The organism is Legionella bononiensis (assembly GCF_016786215.1).
Taxonomy (GTDB): domain Bacteria; phylum Pseudomonadota; class Gammaproteobacteria; order Legionellales; family Legionellaceae; genus Legionella; species Legionella bononiensis.
In genome coordinates this window covers 135,232-153,882 of record NZ_JADOBG010000021.1, presented here as the reverse complement: position 1 = coordinate 153,882, position 18,651 = coordinate 135,232, and the positions used below count along the sequence as shown (strand labels likewise).

The following is an 18,651-nucleotide window of genomic DNA, read 5'->3' as shown; positions in this document are numbered from 1 at the left end:
AATTTAGTTACTCTTCTGTTCTGTTGTACTGAGGAGAAGTTTCAGATCTTTATAGATATCATCAGGATTCCCTCCAGTCTGATAACTTAAAATCAAAAAATTATCCGGATTGGCGATAAATACCTTGGCATCAGCAGGTAAAGCAGACAATTTGGCCAGATCTGCAGTGTTTAAAGTAGTTACATTGATATCCTGATCTTTTAACAGGGGTTTAATTTCATCTGCCAATACTGATGACTTATCATCCAGAACCAACCATTCATCCACCTGATATAATTTTCGCCCTAAAGCCAATCTGACTCGTGCCAGCATATTTAATTGTTCGAGACAATCCTTTTTACAGCCATCAGGACTGATAAGAAGGAGACGCCATTTTGTTTTGCTCCCAAAATGACTCAAAGAAATCGGAGGTGATAATAATGTGCCTTTATTAATTTTGGATGAACCTAACCAGGTTGGGTGCTGGTAAAATAGATAAGCGGTTACTCCAGGTGCAGCAAACATTGTGGCTAATAGTAACAAAACATAATATTTAGTGACGTGCTTCTTCATTTCTTTTCTTCAGATTCAATGCTACGAATATAATAAAGATAACCAATGCCATGGCGAACCATTGCAGAGCATACGCTAAATGCCGCTGCGGAGGCATGGATACTATCGCCCATTCACGCACAAATCCATATGCGTCTTGCTTGTCGAGGCGAATAATAAACGGATAGACCTTTTTTTGCAAAAGTTGACTGACTAATTTTGCATCCAAAATCTCAAGAATAGTAATTCCGCCCTCTTTTTTCTCTATTCCAGGCCCTAAAACCCATTGTTTTTTTCCCGGAAAATAGGCACTACCCTGCAACTCAATAATGCCTTGCGGAATTTGAATATCTGGAAAAGACCGTCTGGTACTCTCTCCCTGAACCCATCCCCTATCGACCAGAACCACAGATCCATCTGAAAGCTGTAATGGGGAAACAGCATCATATCCAAACTGATGTTGGTGATGCTGATTATCCAATAATAAAATATTAGGTAGATAGGTACCTCGTACCTTTATACGTTGATATTGTTTAGGCAGGGGTTGTTCTCCGCGCCACAATATGGGCTCTTGTTTCGCCAATGACTCTTCAGCTGCAATCATCGTTACCTTCTCATCTGCTCGTTGTATTTGCCATAAGCCAAGACGTATAAAAATAAAGATAAACGACAGTGTCAGAACAATCATTAGCCAATTTGGGGTGAAACGAATGTTAAAACAGGTTAAACTAGGCATACTTTATCAATTGCTCAAAAGGTTGGCTAACTTCCGACTGAAGATAGCAATTTCCGGAGTATAACAAATGATCACTAAAATCTTCATCATCTTTGTCATGATTATTATTGCCGGCTCATTGGCCAGCGGCTTATTTTTTCTGATTCGTGATACTGGAAACTCGAAACGTACAGTGAAAGCGTTAACTTTAAGAATAGGTATCTCATTTACATTATTTATTTTTTTATTTATTGCATTCAAATTAGGTTTCATTGCACCGCATGGGATTTAATCAACTAAATTAAATCCCCAATTCGAAAAAAGATGTAGAACCAACTATACTTTTATCTAAACTGATCCTAAGCGATGGTAGCAATCATGATGATACTGCTGTTTTTGCTTTATTTTTTTATTGGCCTGCAGATAATTTTTAAACCTACTAATTCGATTACCTTTCAATTTCTTTTATGTTTATTACTGATTTCCATCTGTTTTAATTTTCACAGCAATCTGGTGCCTTTATGAACATCCAAAAAAAATTACATCTTTGGGGTAACAGCTTAGGACTATTATTTATCTGTATCATTTTAATCTTTGCCTTTGCTGATCAACTTCTCAAAAATTCTTTACCTTGTCCTTTGTGTTTATTGCAAAGAATCTGTTTTGCAGGGGTAGGATTATGTTTAATGATGAATTTGCGCCTGGGAATCAGGATGCCTCATTATGGTTTTATGCTATTGCAAGCTTTATTGGGCCTGGCTGTGGCTACTCGACAAATCTATCTCCATCTGGAACCGGGAACACCGGGTTATGGAGATCCGTTTCTTGGTTTATATTTTTACACCTGGTCAGCCGTTATTTTTCTCTTCATAATTGGTTTTATTGCAATTGCTTTACTCTTTGAACATGGCATTGATGATCAATTTAAAACATCAAACAAATGGTTGATTGCATTAATGTACTTATTTCTTATCTTGATTCTTGCCAATGGAATCAGTACATTCATAGAATGTGGTCCGTATGTTTGTCCGGATAACCCAACTGTCTACTATTTTTTCAAGTAATCTTGCAGGATTTTAAGGAAGTGCTATGCGTTTTTTACTAATCAGTTTCATTATTTTTTCCAGCAATTTATATGCGGATACCATAAACAATTACATGAATATTGCGAATAACATACCACAAATGGAAATAAAGGCTGATCCCCAGGCACAAGCATGGGCCAGATCAGCACGTCATGTTCTTAATATTACCTGTGAAAGCATTGCAGAAACCTTAATTCAGGCGAATGAGTCAGCAAAAAGCCTGGGTAAACCTATTTTTTGTTTACCACCAGGAAAACAACTTAACTCAATTACCCTGAATGAGTTAATCCAACAGACCTATAAGGAAATATCAAGCCAACGAAGTGATAAAGATACGATGACCGTGTCTCAAATTGCCTTGCTGGGTGTCAGCAAACAATTTCCTTGTCAACAAAACCCGGCAGATAAACAAATGGCTCATGTAGCTACGTTATTATCGCACTAAGATAGACTACGGTATAAGTTGAGTCTTGCCCCATAGCTGCCAGGTTAAGAAGAAAATCAAAAGTAGCCCGGATGAAGCACCGCGAAATCCGGGAAGCCTATGCGCAGCATAGTACCTTATTAGCCGATGCCCGCTTCGCGGGTCCTCCCGGATTACGCGCTTCGCACTTCATCCGGGTTATTTTAAATACAGATATTCCGTAACTTGACGGCTATGAGTCACCATGACCCAACATTACAATCCACAAGTATCAATACAATTTACTGGCTAAACTCTTCAAACGCTTCTAATGCTTCGGCAGCATACATTAAAGAGGGGCCACCACCCATATAAACAGCCATGCCCAAAGTTTCTAATAATTCGGCTCTGGTTGTTTGTAATTTAATTAACGTTTGCGCATGAAAGCCGATACATCCAGGACATTGTTTGGCTACAGCCAGAGCCATGGCAATCAATTCTTTGGTTTTTTTATCCAGCACACCTTCTTTATTTGCTGCTTGCGACAAAGCACCAAATCCAGCCATAAATTCTGGCATTTCCTTGCGCATTTTTGCTAACTGAGTACCAATATCCTTGGTAATTTGAGAATACTTATCTGACATTTAAGGCGCTCCTTCTCTGTTTATAGTAATTGAACGCCACTAATTTACCGCAATATAACAGGAAGCAAAAGGCTATTTGAAAAATGACTTTGTAATTCAGGAAGGGACGAAAAAAGAATACGTGAAATAGAACCAGATACAGAAGCCTACAAAACAGCCTGATTTAATGTTTCTTTGGCTAAAGTCAAACGTCGTTCAACTTCACCCAACTCAGCCTGTAGAGTCAATATCGCGTTCGTATTGCCACCTAGCGTCAAATGATGAAGCGATTTTGTCATTGCCTGCTGCTGCTGGGTTAAGGTCTTAATTTCATGTTCCAGATTCTGTATCCATTGTTGTCGAGTACTTAACATTTTTACACCAAAAGAGACTTGCTCCTCCGGTTTCTTTTTACGTCCATCCATATGACATAAAGCAACCAGAACATTTATTTTCTGTTTAATTCGCTCAGCCAGAAACATGGCACTGCGAGCATTTTTTTGTTCAGATAAGGCTTGGATATCAGCTTGAATTTCTTGTACACATCCTGCGCCAGTCAACTCAAATCCGCTACGAAATAATCCTTTGGGAAGATTATGACTGGAAATACCCGAACTTAATTCACTAATTTTCCATTGGAGCTCAGGCAGACGAGAACTTAATTCGGTCAATAGTTCATCAATAGGATTCATGGCTTTATTTTTTAATGTTGTATTTTAAGCAATTACTTCCCTATTCACAGCTCGGGTTCTCAACCAGGAACTGATAAATGGCGGAGCGCACATCAATATCAGGCCGATAATTAAAGTTAACTCATAACGAGCGGTGCTCCCTACGTCAATACCCTCAGGTGGGATAAAACTTACGGCCAAGGTGGTAAGAACACCAATAATCCCAATACCCGAGACAAATAACATTCCCATCATTCCCCCAGGAATTTTAAAGGGTCTGTGGTGATTAGGCTCGCTAATACGCAACTTAATTGCTGCAATGAACATGATAAAATACATTAACATATACAATTGTGCGGCCAAAGCCGTTAATAACCAATAGGAACCATTTACGCTGGGCATAAATAAAAATAAAGCAGACAATACGGTTACGATCACGGCTTGAGTGATTAGCATGACTACCGGTGCTCCCTTAGCATTAGTACGCTGAAAGAGTTCAGGTAAATTACCGTCTTCAGCAGCAACCAATAATCCTTTGGTAGGTGCAATAATCCAATTACTGACTCCACCAAGACCACCCAATACGAGCATTACAGCAACAACAGGCATCATCCAATGCATGTTATATCTTAGAAAAAATGCTTCAAACGCCTGCATTATTCCTGCAACCAGATTAATATCTTTTCCAGGTAACACAACGGCTATAGCTAAAGATCCGAGGATTAAGGTACTTAAAATAATACCCACTGAATAGATTAATGCCTTAGGAAAAGCATGTTGAGGATTATTCACATCATTTGCATGCACTGTGGCTATTTCTATGCCGCAAAACGACATCATAATAGCCGTTAAAGACACCCACATTGATTTATCTGCGAGATGAGGAACGATACTGGGTATATCGAAGTTAATTTGCAATGGATTACCCTGAGTTATCCACACAACACCCAGACCAATGATTAAAGACATAGGTAACAACAATCCGGCAAGAGAGCAAAAACTACTGAACATGGCGGATGACTTCATGCCACGTAAATTCAATACGGTCGCACCCCAAAAACAACTGACAATAACGGCCCAAAGGAAATAAGGATTACTGGTTAAAGCGGGATTAATCAAATAGCCAATCGTTCCTGCAACAAAAGATAATATGGTCGGATACCAGATTACATTTTCTATCCATTGCAACCAGATAGCTAAAAAGCCGGATTTTTTACCGAAGGCTTCCTTGACCCAGACATAAATTCCACCTTGCTTTGCCCAGCCAGAAGCCAGTTCGGCAGATACCAGAGCTGTAGGAATGAGGAAAAATAAAGCACCTAATATAAAGTAAAATATTAATTGGCTTCCAAAAAGGGCGGTAGCGGGTAAATTCCGTATACTGTCTACCGAGCCAACTGTAATCATAGTCAAACTAAAAATAGTAAGTGAGTGCTTTTTATTGCTCATTGCATTCCTTCATTGCAGCCTATTCGGAATCAAAAAACCTATTATATAAAAATAAGCTTAAGGAAACCTTAATAATCGCGTAAAAAATAAACAAATACCAACCTAATACTGGCCAGACTAATTAATTGTTGTGCAATATGAATCAGATATACAGCTCTTGAATAAATCCGGTTCTCAATTTCAGCTTTTAGGAACATTGAGTAGATCCATGACCTGACATTTGATCTGAAAATCATCATAGCAGTTTTTCTGTAGAAACAGAATGTGCCAGACTCGCAAATTATGAATTAAACGCAAAGAGAATCATCAGGCTCAATTGTTAAAATGATAGACTCCATTTTGCATTGGCATCGCGTTCATTTTAATTAATCCTGGTATATTGATATCCATTAAATCGGTTTCAGAAGCATGAAAATCGAGAATCCCCACTTCTTCAACCTGTTCAGGAGTTATTTGCAGGCCGAATTTTTTTATAATATAGGGCAAACCTTCTGAACCCAAGGGTGAATCATTATCACTAATATGAAAATGCAAATGAGGTCCCATGGAATTGCCTGAATTACCCAGTGCTGCAATAAGTTGCCCCTGATAGACCTTGTCACCTGCCTTTACGGTCATGCTGTCCGGTTTGAGATGACAATAGTGAGCATAATGTCCATTGCTCATTTCGACCGTAATTTCATTACCGCAGGCATTATCAACATTTTGTACTTCAATAGGTATCTGGCCTGGAGCATTATCAAGAAACTCATTTCGAACCCGGGTTATTGTTCCGTCCGTTGCCGAATAAATACTCACCCCATAATCCAAATAATTTTCATTTAATTGCCGATCAGTACCCGGCATAAATACATTCCCTTTTTCGTCAATTCGAACCCAATCTATAGCAAATCGTTGTGCAAGATAATAACTCCCATGTACATTTAAATAGGCGAATCTATGGCTACTCAATAAGCCGGGTCCATTACAGGCAAGCCAGCCACCGCCTTGCACGGGTGAACTGATCACATCAACCGGAACCTGACTTCGCTTCACAATGGCATCTTCAAATTCTATAGTGTGTTCCGGATAATCCTTATCAATAAAACTCAAGCGATGAATCAGTTTTGACGAAATTTCTGCTTGATTAGCCTGTGATGTATAAAGAAACGCGACCATTTGACCGTCATGATCCAATTCTGTGGTATTGATATTCACTCCATCTGGCTTAATCATATAAACCAAGGGTTTAAGTGCCTCCCCATCATATTGAGTAATGAGTTTATGGGTTTTCTTATTCAGGATCTCAATTTTTTTTAATGCATAATGATGTCCCTTTTTTACTTTTTTTTGCTTCATGACTAATTCATAAACCTGATGATAGTTATCATCAGAACCCAATACACTCGTCGGTTTAATCGTGCTCTTCACTTTAACAAAGGCAGAAAAAGACTGAGGGATCAATAAAAAAAGAAGAGTAAAAAATCCAGCAATAAATCGCATGTCATCTCACATCGAATATTCAGTAAACGTAATCTGCGACATTGTACCCCAATAAATGAATACAGAACAGTTAAATATTAGGCAAAATGCACAATTGATTGCTTTCGTTCTTCGCCGGATACACATCATATACTCCACCAACAGATGCCTTCTTAAAAAAGTTCAAGCGTGATTGTCCAAAAGCACGTTGCTTGTTAGAAACTGACTGTTGAGCGTCTTCATCGAATTGCATTCTGTTGCTTATCATTTCAATTGCCAGTTCATGCCCATTTTTAACCGCATGATCCAAAGCAGAAAAACCATTCTTATCTTTAATGGTCAGAGAAGCCCCTTTATTAAGCAATAATCGGAATAATTTTCTTTCATCAGTAATCGTTGTTGACTTACAGGCATACATTAATGGTGTCTTTCCCTTGATATCCAAAGGATTGATATTAATACCGCTGATGTTCAGCAAATCTTCAACTATACCCCAGCCACCATATCTGCACGCAATATGAAGCAAGGTTGCCAAATCTTTTTTACGTTGTTTATTAATATGTCGAGCTATTGGTGTAAGCATGGCCTTTACAACTTCTCTTCGGCCGGAATAAATTGCCATTAAAACAGGTGAGTTATCATTCATGTAATTATTAGAAAAAACAGACCATTTCGCTTTAAGACATTTTTTAACCGTAGGTATGTCCCCTTGTAACGCTGCCATGGCAAAAAAAGATATTTTTTCCATATAAGGAGTTCTTTGATAAACGGGAAATACTGGAAACTTATTTTCTAATCGGGTGATTAATCCAGGTGGAGTTTTTAGTGCGATGAAATCGGTATTAACTGTAAGCCTTCGTATCAAAGGCCCGGAAGCACTCACTCGATACAACTCATTAACCAGACCTTGAGCATTAAATTCAAAATACGGTTTATTGGTATCTTGCCTGTATAAATCATTTATATTTATAAATCGCCAGAGTCTCCCTGCACGTTTGAATCCCATAGCATGATCTGAAGTACTAATAATTACAGCTACATTTTCAGGTAATTTTGTTTTAGCCAGCAAGGTAAAATATTCTAATGCTTCCTGCCTGGAGCCAAAAGTATGTGTTTTATAAAAAACCTGCCTGACACCAGAACCGTCTTGTTTAATCCGCCTCAGGATGGAATTAATATCGGGCTGCCAAACAAGCTTCCCATATTTATTCTTGTAAGCAATCGGATCCTGGGCAATGCAAATTTTTTCACAGACCTCAGGTAATGTACTAATCAGCAGTTCTTCTTCTGAAAGATAATGAAAATCGTGCTTTTTTTGCTTGATACGCTCAAGAATAACGGGCAAATCAGACTTATGAGCACGAAGAAGATGAAGTTGTCGATAAAAGATATCTTCTTTACTCTCAGCGACTGCCAGTGCCCAGTTAAGACTAAAACCATAACAAACTCCCTCAAACTCGGGATGAGAGAGCTTGGTGAGAAGCGTTGTTATTTCATCATGTTCTAAAGTGTCAGGATTGAACGAATCTCTCATTTGAAACCCGGCATATCCCAGACATTTAGCGACTACATGATACAGTACTAAACCCCCAATGCACAAAAGCATACATATAACGACATACATGTCTAAAATCTCTTACTATCCTTAGTAAAGAAACAGTATACGGTTAATTTATAAGCTTCGTCGAGTGGCTCATTTAATCACGTCATAATTCATTAGAACTCAAATAGAAACAACACGGCGCGAAAAGATAGGCACTCGCCAATATCCTGCCTCAAAGTGCTTCATAAGATTCGATAAAAAAAACACTATTAAACAACTCGGAACTTAAAGGGAACTGTAACCTTAAATCCTTTTTGCATACATCAGAGGAGACTGGGTTTTTCTGGATTCAATTCAGTACAATACTCTGTTGAACTACATGCATAAGATGAACCACTTGCATCAGTTGAACTGCTTGAATAAGATGAACTGCTTGCATAAGAAGTTAAATCAGTAGCGCTCGATGCATGTTGAGTCAATTCCGGCCTAAAAAATGACCCGCTGGATGTACTTAATGATGAAGCTGGATTTCCTTTCAACTTGCTTACAAACAACATCAATAGTAAAGTTTCAGACCTTCCCAAGCTCATTTGAGAGCTGCTGAATTGTACAGAATTCAGTTGTAACTTTTCGCCAACTAATGCTGGATTATGATCCTCGATCTTCAATACATGTTTCGGTTTACCCGACACCAGATCGGTATGAATGGCTAAAGCAGGATTTAACGATTGAATGTTATCCAGGACTTGATTTGAATTTGATCGTTCTCCTTCCGAGCGCAGATAAGCAACAATATTTGAAGGGTAAGCGTAAATAACATCTACTTCAATAAACCTCAAAATATTCTTTACTTTAATCATTACATCGCGATCAACCCATGACTGAGCAATTACAGTGGTTCCGCCAATAATGAGCTGCAGTTTCTCAAAACCATAGCGATTAAATAATTGCTTTAGATAATCGAATTCTTTCGATTTCAAACCTGATCTGTTGCATTGGGTCATTTCGATGTATCGATCCAGATCGCCAAGAAAACTCTCTTCACAATCTGAATGATTAATCAAATATCGAGCCTTTCGCCAAAAATCGACTACATATTTACTGTTATCAATAATGATCAATTTGGGACAGCCACTGCTTAATTGGCATGCAATTTCTACAGAACGCATACCGGATATAGCAACTAATGCGATGTGCTCTTCGCTTGTATGATGAGGCAAACCGGTGATCTCAGGATCATTTCCTTTGATCATGACCTTAAAGGGTTTCATATATTGTGAAGGCATTTGAGTAATTGCATAAGATTTTCTGGAGAAAAATCCTCTATAAGCTGTTTGTATTTTGACCGCCGCCTCCTCTTCGAGCAAAAGTCCATCAGTTTTAGATCTTCCCATATTGGTCTCAACAAAGTTAATATGGACAAAATATAATAAAACATCCTTAAGGATTTATTAGAAATTTAATTAAAAAAATAATAGTGACTATATAAAATATTAATAACTTTATAGCCTGGTATCTTTTGAAGATTTAATCTTGCGATGGGATTCCAGACACTATATTCACTATAAATGGGCCTTCAACATATACCTGTAGAAGTAGCATTGTTTTGCCTCTCTATGCTATAGTGGCTGTTTTTTTCGGGTACTCTATTATTATGTTTGATAACTTAACCGAACGTTTGACCCGCACCTTTAAAAATCTGCGTGGACAGGGTCGTTTAACTGAAGACAATATTCAACAAGCCTTGCGCGAAGTCAGACTTTCACTGATTGAGGCAGATGTAGCCCTGCCGGTTATTAAAGATTTTATCGAACAAGTAAAAGAAAAAGCCCTTGGCCAGGAAGTATTGACCAGTTTAAATCCTGATCAGGCTTTTATTAAAACCGTACATGATGAATTAATCCATGTCATGGGCGATGAACGTGCTGAACTTGATTTTAAAACTCAGCCCCCTGCAATATTCCTGATGGCCGGTTTACAGGGTTCTGGTAAAACCACAAGTACCGCTAAACTTGCCCGCTATTTGAAAGAAACCGAAAATAAGAAAGTCATGCTGGTCAGCGTTGACGTTTATAGACCTGCAGCGATACAACAATTAAAAGTTTTGGCAGAACAAATTGATGTTGCATTTTTTCCAGCTGAAACCAATGAACAACCCATTGCCATTGCTCAAAAAGCCTTGGAAAGCGCTAAAAAGCAATACATGGATGTACTCATTATCGATACTGCAGGACGCATGCATATCGATGCAGAAATGATGGCTGAAATTAAAGCATTACATCAATCTGTAAATCCGATTGAAACGTTATTTGTTGTTGACAGTATGACTGGTCAAGATGCAGCAAATACAGCAAAAGCCTTCCATGAAGCACTGCCTTTAACCGGGGTGATCCTTACCAAAACGGACGGTGATGCCCGAGGTGGTGCCGCATTATCAGTAAGACAAATTACCGGCCAACCGATTAAATTTATAGGCAGCGGGGAAAAAGTAGAGGCGTTAGAGCCATTTCACCCGGAACGTATCGCTTCAAGAATATTAGGTATGGGCGATATTCTAACCCTTATCGAAGAAGTTGAACGCAAAGCAGATAAACAAGCCAGTGAAAAACTGGCTAAAAAATTAAAGAAAGGAAAAGGATTTGATTTAGAAGATTTTAAACAACAACTGTTGCAAATGAACAACATGGGCGGCATAGCAGGAATGATGAGCAAGCTGCCAGGAATGGGTCAAATGCCCCAACAGGCAATGAAACAGGTCAATGACAAAGCCATGGCACAAACTGTAGCCATTATTAACTCAATGACTCCGAAAGAAAGACGAATTCCCAAAATTATTGTCGGATCACGAAAAAAACGCATCGCCATGGGTTCGGGAACCCAAATTCAAGATGTAAATCGATTATTAAAACAATTTGAACAAATGCAAAAGATGATGAAAAAATTTTCCAAGCCTGGCGGAATGCAAAAAATGATGCGAGGCCTTGGGGGAATGGCTGGAATGAAAGACATGTTTCCAGATGATTTAAAGTAATTGTTTTTATTACAATATTAAAATTTAGAGAACGAACATGCTATCAATAATGGGCGTTCCCTACGAAGAGATATTGGGTTAAAAAATAATTTAAAAGAATTACTTCACATGTTGAGTTAATTTTCGTACAATACTCGGCATTTTTATGTAACCACTCTAAAGTAGAGGAAAACAATGGTCGTTATACGTTTATCACGAGGCGGCGCCAAAAAGCGTCCTTTTTATCACATGGTAGTAACTGACAGCCGCAAACGTCGCGATGGTAATTACATTGAGCGTATTGGTTATTTTAACCCTGTTGCGCGAGGACAAGAAGTTCGTCTGCACGTTGAAATGGAAAAATTAGCCCATTGGCAAAGTGTTGGTGCACAATTATCTGATCGCGTCAGTGCATTGATAAGAGAATTTAATAAAAACTCTGAGACAGCTGCTTAATAACGTGAATAATCAGGCAAACTGGGTAGTATTAGGCCGTTTCGGCCGCCCTCATGGTATTAAAGGCTTTGTTACGGTTCATTCCTTCACAGATCCGCGAGATAATATTCTGAGATATACAGACTGGCATGCCTTTTTAAATAATCAGTGGCAACCTGTTAAGCTATTATGTATCGAAGTACATAACAAAGCCATAATAGCGCAAATAGAAGGTTACCCTGATCGTGAGCTGGTTTCTCGACTTACCAATATTGAAATTGCTGTTCAAAAAGAACAGCTTGCTGAATTAGAACCAGGTGAGTATTACTGGCACCAACTGGTAGGCATGAAGGTGATAAACCAACAAGGCATACCCTTTGGAGTTGTAACTGAAGTGATGCCGACTGGCTCTAATGATGTATTGGTAGTCCAAGGTGAAAAAAGGCATTTAATACCTTATTTACCGGGGCAATTTATAATGGATATCAATGACACCGAAAAAGTCATTACTGTCGACTGGGATGTGGATTTTTAAGTGGTTCTGCATCTGGGTGTAATCAGTTTGATTCCAGAAATAATGGATGGATTAAAATACGGAATTACCGGTAGGGCAATTGAACAGAACCTGGTACACATTGCGCACTGGAATCCACGTGATTGGTCATCCAGACCCTATAGGCAGGTAGATGATAAGCCTTATGGTGGTGGACCAGGAATGGTCATGATGTATGAACCACTGCATGCGGCAATTGTGCATGCGCGCAGTCAAATGCCAGATAACTGCAAAACGATTTACTTAAGTCCTCAGGGTAAAGTAATCCGTCAAGCCGACTTAAACCAAGTGGCAAATGAGAGGCAACCCCTGCTGTTTATAGCAGGACGATATGAAGGAATTGATGAGCGTATCATTAGTCATCATGTGGATGAAGAATGGTCGCTTGGGGATTTTGTATTAAGTGGCGGTGAATTAGCTGCCATGGTGTTTATTGACGCCATAATTCGCTTGATACCCGGCAGTCTTGGGCATCTTGGTTCAGCAGAGCAAGATTCATTTATGAATGGATTACTCGACTGTCCTCATTATACCCGGCCTGCAACCATAAACGGTATGGAAGTACCTCCTGTTTTATTAGGTGGGAACCATAGGGACATAGAGCGATGGCGAAGAAAACAATCCCTGGGTAAAACCTGGCTTAAACGTCCGGATTTACTGGAACACATGCAGTTGAATGAAACCGACAGGCAATTGCTTGCGGAGTTTCAGGAAGAGCATCGTTTACCACCGAATTACAGGCAGTAAACAGGCAGATTTCAGAGCATCCAAGAATCAGATGCTGAATAGTTATAAATGCGAACACGGTGATTCCTGTTGAGGATAAACCAATTTTAGGAGTAGTCCATGACTAATATTATTGACCAATTAAATGCTGAGCAAATGCAAGGCAAGGAAATTCCTGAGTTTAATCCAGGTGACACTGTTCTTGTTCAAGTTAAAGTAATTGAAGGTACTCGTGAACGTTTACAGGCTTTTGAAGGTATCGTTATAGCCAAGAGAAATCGTGGTTTGAATTCCGCGTTCACTGTTCGCAAGATTTCTCATAACGTTGGTGTTGAACGTGTTTTCCAAACCTACAGCCCAATCGTAGACAGTATCACTGTTAAGCGTCGTGGTGATGTACGTCGTGCAAAACTGTATTACTTACGTAACCTTGCTGGTCGTGCTGCACGTATTAAAGAAAAATTGTCAGGTAAAAAAGGCGATTAATTCTTGAATTCAATGCTCGTCATGTCTATTTTTACTACCCCGTGGGGTAGACTTGAAGTAGCCCATGATGAGCATTTTGTTTTTAATGCCTCATTCACTCAAAAATCAGGTAGCCCTGCTAATTCCAATCTGGCTCATGCTATTGGGGCGGAACTTGAAGCCTATTACGCTGATCCTCATCATCGATTTCAATTGCAATTAAAACCTAAAGGTAGTCTTTACCAACTGAACGTTTGGAATGCACTTCTAGTGATTCCTGTAGGTCGGACATTAACCTATGGTGAATTAGCGCTAAAGCTTCAAAGCAGCCCCAGAGCCATAGGACAGGCCTGCAAGCGCAATCCACTGGCTTTATTTATCCCTTGTCATCGAGTTGTTGGAAAAGATAATCTTGGTGGTTATATGGGTAATTCCGAATCCATTACCTATAAAGAAGCCTTACTCGCTCATGAAGCTGGCATATAAAGCGTTCACAAACTAATTCATTTTAGGAGTATTCGAAGAGTCATCCGTAATAGCCAGTGTTGTGCTGGGCTGCAGAATGCTAAAAAATTTTAATCCATAAGTTACAGCCATTTTCCAGAAATTGGCGACAAAGGAATCAGAGGAAATATTGTTTAGATATTCTTCCTCAAAATCGGCCGGATTCATTGCCCATAATTGAGTTACATACAATCCAATCCCTTCTTTGACCTGATCTGTATATTCCATTTGTTCATTTAAATAGTGTGCCAGACTTTTAAGCATACTGATTCTTGATGTACGTAACTTATCTTCTGCAATTTGAGTATTTTCCAGGGTAGAGATGTAGTCTTCGGTTAAATATCTGAATTGAGTAATTGAATTGATGTGTTCAAAAGCTCGAGATACAACTTTTCTATCACTGATTTCTTTATAATGCATCAATCTAGTAAATTCGATTTGTTGCTGCCTGGCAAATTGTGATTCATCCATAAGAGCACTCTGTTTCTGCATCAATTCACACACAACCTTGCCCGTCACTTTTCCTTGTTTAATAAAATTACTCTGAGTATTGGTACTTTGATAGACCATACAACTAATAAGCGCAAGTGATAAGGAAGTAAAGGCATAGGATAAACTCCCTCTTATCGGGCTTGAGTCCAAATCTTGAACAACAGCCAATACAGCCATGTGTTTTATATCTTCTTCACAAAAACCATTATTCAACCATTCAAAAATGATTAAAGGAACGGTTTCATCAGCACCAATAGTATATTTGGGGTCTGCATAATGTTGCGCGATAAATTGAGGCCATTCCAAAAAACGAAGGTAATTACCGTTACGAAGAGCCTGGAGATATTCAATACTGGATGTAAGCATACCTATCGACCTTTGGTATCTTCTTAATAAGTCCCGGAAATTACGTCATCCTGATCGCAATGAAGGATCTCCAAATGCAGGCTCCATGCTGGTTTCAGAAGTTCTCTCACTCCGCTCGAGATGACGTCTCCTGGTTTCATTGAGAAGTTACGACTTTTTAATTTAATTTATTGAATATATACCATTAAAATCAATAAAAATCTTGCTAAATATAATTTCATTCCACTCAACCTCTTGTATTCCAGATTTAACCTATACTTAAAATAAAATACTATGCCAGTGGAGAAAAAAATGAATAATAAATGGCTTGTACTCATCATGTTATTGGTATTACCAACCAGTATTGCACTGGCCAACTGTGATTTAACGAAATTTCGCTGGGATTGTGATCTGCCTATACAGGTTAAACCAAGGCCGGGCGCAACTTCATTAGTCTATTGTGGCAATTCCTACGGATACATTACCAAACAAGAATACGATATCCTGGCTCGATACCAACGCGCCAGTGTCAATATGGTTTTAGACATCAATGGGGAATACATTGATAGCCCCTGTGTAGGTGCAGAACGTTAACCCCAAGATTTTTGAGCGCAGCTTGATTTGAATTGGATGATGAAGGAATTTAAAGATTCTGACTAAGATGACCGTCAATCAATAGAATGTTTCAATTCCTTCCTTTAAATAATCTGAGCACTTCCCAGATTCTTGGGTATATTGCACTTTCTTCGGTATAATGAAATCCCCTTCTTCTTACCAATCCATTTATGATCATTGAAATTGATGGAATTTCTATAGAAATAGCTAGAAAGCCAATTAAAAACATGAATCTTAGAATTTATCCCCCTGATGGCTTGGTTAAAGTAAGCGTTCCCTTAAGGTACAGTGACCGTTTAATCAGACAGCATCTTCAAGAAAAATGTGAGTGGATACGTGCACAGCGTAATCGTATTCGTGAACGCTCTTCATTTAAAGAGGAACGCCTGCAAACAGGAGAAACGATTGCCTTTCAAGGAAAAAACTATTTATTAATTATTGAAGAACATCATGGCCCTTCCAAAATCAAGGTGGATGGTGAGCTGATTCATCTTTTTACCCAACCTCATACGACGTTAAGCCAAAAACAAATACTTCTTGATCGATGGTATAGAAGAGAAATGGAAGCCCTACTTCCTGAGCTAATCAAACATTGGGAAGCCATCATAAATGTAACAATAACCGAGTGGGGAATAAAGAAAATGAAAACCCGCTGGGGCTCATGCAATACTCGGGCGCGTAGAATTTGGTTAAATCTCAGTTTAATTAAAAAGCCTTTAGTATGTCTTGAATACGTACTGGTACATGAACTGGTTCATCTCCTTGAAGCCAGTCACAGCAAACGATTTTATGCACTCATGACTCAATTCATGCCGCAATGGCGTGAATACCAATATCTTCTGGAAGGTAAAGCTTCTGCCAAATAAATCAGGGCTTACAACAATAGCCCAATCTCTTCATTAAAGGAAATTTTTAGTTCAGTCATTTAGTTTATCTAAACTCCTTCATTAAATACTCCTTTCGCTTTGATCTTGGGGTTCTTCATAAGTCCTGTAACTGCTTTGAAACTGCATTGGATACAAAACTTGCATGAATTTTATCTTAGCGTAAAATTCTCGTCACAGACTGTTCTCAAGGTAAACACGTGCTTGATCCTGAATTAATTAGTCACAACCTCAGTGTTCAGGGATATCATCTCATTGATGAATTCATAGCTCAGGAACACTACCAGGCTTTAATCCGCTACGCTCAAAACTTGCATCAACAGGGAGTATTTCGCAGCGCACGAATTGGGCATAAGGTGCAGGCTCATCATAATAATGCCATTAGAACTGATGAAATATGCTGGCTGGAGGAAGAGTCAACCGAGCGTTCTGTCCAGGCCTATTTGCAGCAGACGAATAAGTTGGCATCTATGTTGAATCGAACGCTATTTCTCGGACTGACTGAATTTGAAACCCATTTTGCAGTGTACCAGCCCGGAGCCTATTATAAAAAACACGTCGACCAGTTCGCCACCACTAAAACAAGAAAAATATCCTGTGTTTATTATTTAAATGAGCTCTGGCAAGAAGATTTTGGTGGAGAGTTAATACTGTATTCCAAAGAGGATCACATTCTTCAAAAGGTCTATCCAAAAGGGAATCGATTCATCTGTTTCAACAGTGAATTACCCCATGAAGTCTGTCTTACCCACCATACTCGCTACAGTATTACTGGATGGATGAAAACAGCCTCCACGAGTGTACCCTTTATTACCAATCTGAATCCTATCCTGATTCAGGAACCTTAGGCGTGCACTGGCCAATCCGTGTAGCCTTTGGCACCATTTCCATACCACGTTTCCCTTGGGGCATCCGTCAATGCAGCTCCAATTCTCAAACGCTCAACCAAATCCGGGTTGGCAATAAAAGGCCGGCCAAAACAAATAAGATCCGCCAGATTTTCTGCACGTGCTTTTAGAGCCAACTCCAGGTCATAGCCATTATTGGCTATATAAATCCCTTTATAAAGTGCTCGTAAGGCGGCAAAACTGAAATTGTCAGGAATGTTTCGAGGCCCAATCGTTTCTCCTTCAACACAATGGATATAAGACAATCCAAAATGATTTAATTGCTTCACTACATAAGAAAATGTTTCCATTGGTGTACTGTCATCAATATCATTAGCATGACTGACAGGAGACAGCCTGATCCCCACACGATCTGATGGCCATACAGCAGTCAATGCTTCCACAACCTCAAGTAATAAACGTGCTCTGTTTTCAATACTGCCACCATAATTATCGGTGCGTTTATTCGTTTTATCACTTAAAAATTGCTCCAGTAAATAACCATTGGCAGCATGAATTTCTATTCCATCAAAACCGGCTTGTTTGGCACATTGTGCGGCATGAACATACTGTTCGACTATGCCAGGCAATTCATTGATCTCCAATGCCCTTGGCATAACAAAGTCTTTAAATCCTGTTTCGGTAAATGCCTTACCTGCTGGTTGTATTGCGGAGGGAGCAACGGGCAATTGATTATCGGATTGCAAATCGGGATGAGAAATTCTACCAACATGCCATAATTGAGCAAAAATAACGCCACCCTTTTTATGAACTGCTTCGGTTGTCAGCTTCCAACCCGCTGTTTGTTGTTCCGTATAGATGCCGGGGGTAAAAGCATATCCTTTCCCTTGCTGAGAAATTTGCGTTGCTTCAGAAATAATTAAACCTGCTGAAGCACGCTGAGCATAGTACTCTGCATTCATCGCACCTTGAACATCACCCTTGCCGGCGCGGCTGCGGGTCAAAGGAGCCATCACAATTCGATTCGCCAGGGTGAGGGAGCCTAATTGCATGGGTAAAAATAAATCGGTGTCCTGCCTATCCATTGATTTCACTAAAGTCTCCATTATCAGGTATACAATGTTTACGAAAATACCCCAGGATCAAAGCAAAAGGAATAATTAATAAAGAATTTTAATTATAACTTCTCAGTTTCCTCAAGATACGTCATCCCGAATGCAATGAGGGATCTCCTGAACGTGGCGCTGTGCCTACATTTGGAGATCTTTCACTGCGTTACGGATGACGAAATAC

At 39.2% G+C, this 18,651-nt stretch carries 23 protein-coding genes; 12 read left to right on the top strand and 11 right to left on the bottom strand.

Translation table 11 applies throughout. The annotated features are described in order from the left end of the window. Positions 1 to 3: 3 nt before the first annotated feature. Positions 4 to 552 carry a redox-active disulfide-containing membrane protein gene (locus tag IZU94_RS13270; RefSeq protein WP_203111290.1) on the bottom strand — a complete coding sequence of 183 codons (549 nt, stop codon included), beginning with the start codon at positions 550 to 552 and terminating at the stop codon, positions 4 to 6. Next, complete coding sequence (locus tag IZU94_RS13265; RefSeq protein WP_203111288.1) at positions 533 to 1,267, bottom strand: SURF1 family protein; 735 nt, start codon at positions 1,265 to 1,267, stop codon at positions 533 to 535. The genes IZU94_RS13270 and IZU94_RS13265 overlap by 20 nt, the downstream gene beginning before the upstream one ends. A 67-nt stretch (positions 1,268 to 1,334) precedes the next feature. Between IZU94_RS13265 and IZU94_RS13260 the strand changes: the two genes are divergently transcribed. The 3 genes from IZU94_RS13260 (at position 1,335) to IZU94_RS13250 (ending at position 2,776) form a co-directional block, all read left to right on the top strand. Continuing rightward, positions 1,335 to 1,538, top strand: a complete 204-nt coding sequence (locus IZU94_RS13260) for a twin transmembrane helix small protein (protein ID WP_058472365.1) — start codon at positions 1,335 to 1,337, stop codon at positions 1,536 to 1,538. A 229-nt stretch (positions 1,539 to 1,767) separates the two neighbouring features. Next, the gene (locus IZU94_RS13255; RefSeq protein WP_203111286.1) at positions 1,768 to 2,310 is read left to right on the top strand and encodes a disulfide bond formation protein B; all 543 of its coding nucleotides are present in this window, start codon (positions 1,768 to 1,770) and stop codon (positions 2,308 to 2,310) included. A 25-nt stretch (positions 2,311 to 2,335) separates the two neighbouring features. Further along, positions 2,336 to 2,776: a phosphatase gene (locus IZU94_RS13250; protein WP_203111283.1), complete on the top strand. Its 441-nt coding sequence runs from the start codon at positions 2,336 to 2,338 to the stop codon at positions 2,774 to 2,776. Positions 2,777 to 3,036: 260 nt separating this feature from the next. Here IZU94_RS13250 and IZU94_RS13245 read toward each other — a convergent pair whose 3' ends face one another. The 7 genes from IZU94_RS13245 to IZU94_RS13220 all read right to left on the bottom strand — a co-directional run bounded on the left by IZU94_RS13245 (position 3,037) and on the right by IZU94_RS13220 (position 9,875). Further along, on the bottom strand, positions 3,037 to 3,378 hold the full coding sequence (locus IZU94_RS13245; protein ID WP_058472362.1) for a carboxymuconolactone decarboxylase family protein: 342 nt from the start codon (positions 3,376 to 3,378) through the stop codon (positions 3,037 to 3,039). 146 nt (positions 3,379 to 3,524) lie between these two features. Then, positions 3,525 to 4,049, bottom strand: a complete 525-nt coding sequence (locus IZU94_RS13240; RefSeq protein ID WP_203111281.1) for a primosomal replication protein — start codon at positions 4,047 to 4,049, stop codon at positions 3,525 to 3,527. Positions 4,050 to 4,073: 24 nt separating this feature from the next. After that, complete coding sequence (locus IZU94_RS13235) at positions 4,074 to 5,477, bottom strand: APC family permease (RefSeq protein WP_203111278.1); 1,404 nt, start codon at positions 5,475 to 5,477, stop codon at positions 4,074 to 4,076. Between the two features lie 68 nt (positions 5,478 to 5,545). Then, positions 5,546 to 5,674 carry a hypothetical protein gene (locus tag IZU94_RS18330; RefSeq protein WP_255541651.1) on the bottom strand — a complete coding sequence of 43 codons (129 nt, stop codon included), beginning with the start codon at positions 5,672 to 5,674 and terminating at the stop codon, positions 5,546 to 5,548. A gap of 115 nt (positions 5,675 to 5,789) precedes the next feature. Further along, complete coding sequence (locus IZU94_RS13230) at positions 5,790 to 6,959, bottom strand: M23 family metallopeptidase (RefSeq protein ID WP_203111275.1); 1,170 nt, start codon at positions 6,957 to 6,959, stop codon at positions 5,790 to 5,792. Positions 6,960 to 7,029: 70 nt separating this feature from the next. After that, the gene (gene ankG, locus IZU94_RS13225) at positions 7,030 to 8,562 is read right to left on the bottom strand and encodes a Dot/Icm T4SS effector AnkG/AnkZ/LegA7 (RefSeq protein WP_203111272.1); all 1,533 of its coding nucleotides are present in this window, start codon (positions 8,560 to 8,562) and stop codon (positions 7,030 to 7,032) included. A gap of 242 nt (positions 8,563 to 8,804) precedes the next feature. Then, entirely contained in the window at positions 8,805 to 9,875 is a 1,071-nt protein-coding gene (locus tag IZU94_RS13220; RefSeq protein ID WP_203111270.1) for an IQ calmodulin-binding motif-containing protein, read from the bottom strand. A gap of 260 nt (positions 9,876 to 10,135) precedes the next feature. On the opposite strand from IZU94_RS13220, the gene ffh reads away from it, so the two are divergent. The 6 genes from ffh to IZU94_RS13190 all read left to right on the top strand — a co-directional run bounded on the left by ffh (position 10,136) and on the right by IZU94_RS13190 (position 14,156). Beyond that, on the top strand, positions 10,136 to 11,512 hold the full coding sequence (gene ffh, locus IZU94_RS13215) for a signal recognition particle protein (RefSeq protein ID WP_203111268.1): 1,377 nt from the start codon (positions 10,136 to 10,138) through the stop codon (positions 11,510 to 11,512). Between the two features lie 174 nt (positions 11,513 to 11,686). Continuing rightward, complete coding sequence (gene rpsP / locus IZU94_RS13210) at positions 11,687 to 11,947, top strand: 30S ribosomal protein S16 (RefSeq protein WP_203111265.1); 261 nt, start codon at positions 11,687 to 11,689, stop codon at positions 11,945 to 11,947. Positions 11,948 to 11,951: 4 nt separating this feature from the next. Further along, positions 11,952 to 12,461 carry a ribosome maturation factor RimM gene (rimM, locus tag IZU94_RS13205; RefSeq protein WP_203111262.1) on the top strand — a complete coding sequence of 170 codons (510 nt, stop codon included), beginning with the start codon at positions 11,952 to 11,954 and terminating at the stop codon, positions 12,459 to 12,461. Beyond that, entirely contained in the window at positions 12,462 to 13,226 is a 765-nt protein-coding gene (trmD, locus tag IZU94_RS13200) for a tRNA (guanosine(37)-N1)-methyltransferase TrmD (RefSeq protein WP_203111259.1), read from the top strand. A gap of 99 nt (positions 13,227 to 13,325) precedes the next feature. Then, on the top strand, positions 13,326 to 13,691 hold the full coding sequence (rplS, locus tag IZU94_RS13195; protein WP_058472353.1) for a 50S ribosomal protein L19: 366 nt from the start codon (positions 13,326 to 13,328) through the stop codon (positions 13,689 to 13,691). A gap of 12 nt (positions 13,692 to 13,703) precedes the next feature. Continuing rightward, complete coding sequence (locus IZU94_RS13190) at positions 13,704 to 14,156, top strand: methylated-DNA--[protein]-cysteine S-methyltransferase (protein WP_203111624.1); 453 nt, start codon at positions 13,704 to 13,706, stop codon at positions 14,154 to 14,156. A 12-nt stretch (positions 14,157 to 14,168) separates the two neighbouring features. Here the strand turns inward: IZU94_RS13190 and IZU94_RS13185 are convergent, their stop codons facing one another. After that, complete coding sequence (locus IZU94_RS13185) at positions 14,169 to 15,032, bottom strand: helical bundle domain-containing protein (RefSeq protein ID WP_203111256.1); 864 nt, start codon at positions 15,030 to 15,032, stop codon at positions 14,169 to 14,171. Between the two features lie 291 nt (positions 15,033 to 15,323). Here IZU94_RS13185 and IZU94_RS13180 point away from each other — a divergent pair, with 291 nt between their 5' ends. The 3 genes from IZU94_RS13180 to IZU94_RS13170 all read left to right on the top strand — a co-directional run bounded on the left by IZU94_RS13180 (position 15,324) and on the right by IZU94_RS13170 (position 17,358). After that, positions 15,324 to 15,605, top strand: a complete 282-nt coding sequence (locus IZU94_RS13180; RefSeq protein ID WP_203111253.1) for a hypothetical protein — start codon at positions 15,324 to 15,326, stop codon at positions 15,603 to 15,605. Between the two features lie 191 nt (positions 15,606 to 15,796). Next, positions 15,797 to 16,492, top strand: coding sequence for a M48 family metallopeptidase (locus IZU94_RS13175; protein ID WP_203111251.1), 696 nt, complete (start codon positions 15,797 to 15,799; stop codon positions 16,490 to 16,492). 218 nt (positions 16,493 to 16,710) lie between these two features. After that, a complete protein-coding gene (locus tag IZU94_RS13170) occupies positions 16,711 to 17,358 on the top strand; it encodes a 2OG-Fe(II) oxygenase (protein ID WP_203111248.1) in 648 nt (215 codons plus the stop codon). Here the strand turns inward: IZU94_RS13170 and IZU94_RS13165 are convergent. Continuing rightward, a complete protein-coding gene (locus IZU94_RS13165; RefSeq protein ID WP_203111621.1) occupies positions 17,355 to 18,443 on the bottom strand; it encodes an alkene reductase in 1,089 nt (362 codons plus the stop codon). The two genes, IZU94_RS13170 and IZU94_RS13165, sit on opposite strands and share 4 nt — an antisense overlap. Positions 18,444 to 18,651: the final 208 nt, after the last annotated feature.